At 45.9% G+C, this 1,172-nt stretch carries 2 protein-coding genes; both read left to right on the plus strand.

Features of this window, described 5'->3' with window-relative positions:
* Positions 1–293: 293 nt before the first annotated feature.
* Positions 294–788 carry a single-stranded DNA-binding protein gene (locus ACWATR_RS40215; protein WP_460346031.1) on the plus strand — a complete coding sequence of 165 codons (495 nt, stop codon included), beginning with the start codon at positions 294–296 and terminating at the stop codon, positions 786–788.
* Positions 789–797: 9 nt separating this feature from the next.
* A partial coding sequence (locus ACWATR_RS40220; protein WP_460346034.1) for an Ldh family oxidoreductase occupies positions 798–1,172 on the plus strand: 375 nt, incomplete at its 3' end.

Consider the following 1,172-nt stretch of genomic DNA (forward strand, 5'->3'; position numbering starts at 1 on the left):
CGACAAATCTCTGTGTTAATTAATGAAGGTCTGGAACAAAAGGGAAGATTTTTCTTTGCTCCTAGGTTTAAAATCTGCAGTATTCATGGGCAAGATATCCTTCATTGGAAAAACTTGATTCGCTCCCGCGATGATTGCTGGCCAGATGATTTTAATGCTGCCATCGATCAATAAATTGAGCCGTCGAATCCACTACAAGATGCGCATAAGTTGGGGGTAAAAAATAGAGGGATTAGGCGTTTGTTTTGATGTTTATGGCTAATTTGCCAGCCGAATCGATTTAACTCAAGTATATGGTAAAAATGCAGGTGATTGGGAATCTGGGAAAAGATTCCATCGTAAACAATGTTAATGGCCGATCTGTCATCAATTTCAGTGTTGCGCACACGGAAAAGATTAAGGATCAACAGGGCAATATGAAAGATAAAACACTTTGGGTGGAATGTGCCTACTGGACGGACCGCACTGCGGTAGCGCCATACCTGAAAAAAGGTACACAGGTTTATGTTGAAGGTATCCCTGATATCAGAACCTATACCACCAATGACGGCCGGAACGGAGCCAGTTTGGTGTTGCGTGTTCAATCGGTTCAACTTCTTGGTGGCGGCAACCGGACGAACGAAGGCGGAGACGCTTACAACAACGCAGGAGGTTACAACAACGGCATGAACAGTGCTCCCACTGGCGGCGGATACTCTTCTAATGCCATGCAAAACGGAGGAAACATGAGTGCAGGAAATGCCTCCGGGTTTGGAACGGATGCTCCTGTAGACGATTTGCCATTCTAAGTTTAGCATATGAAGGAACAACAAAAGGTCATTTTGACCTACAACCGACTTCTTTCCTTTTCGGAGTCGGTTTTTTTGGCCATGGGCTGTTCTCCTGAACACGCTGCTTTGGCGGCTCGCGTTTTGGTTAGTGCAGATTTAAGAGGGGTCGATTCTCATGGCGTAGCGCGTCTTAGTGGTTATGTTCGACTTTGGGAAGCCAACCGAATCAACAGCAACCCGAACATTCGGGTGACTTATGAAACCCCTTCCACAGCAGTAGTCGACGGAGACAGTGGTTTAGGTTTGGTGGTCGCCCCTTTTGCCATGAAAGTGGCCATGGAAAAAGCAGCTAAAGTAGGAACGGGCTGGGTAAGTGTTTGCAATTCTAATCACTATGGAATT

Source organism: Nostoc sp. UIC 10890 (assembly GCF_054786515.1).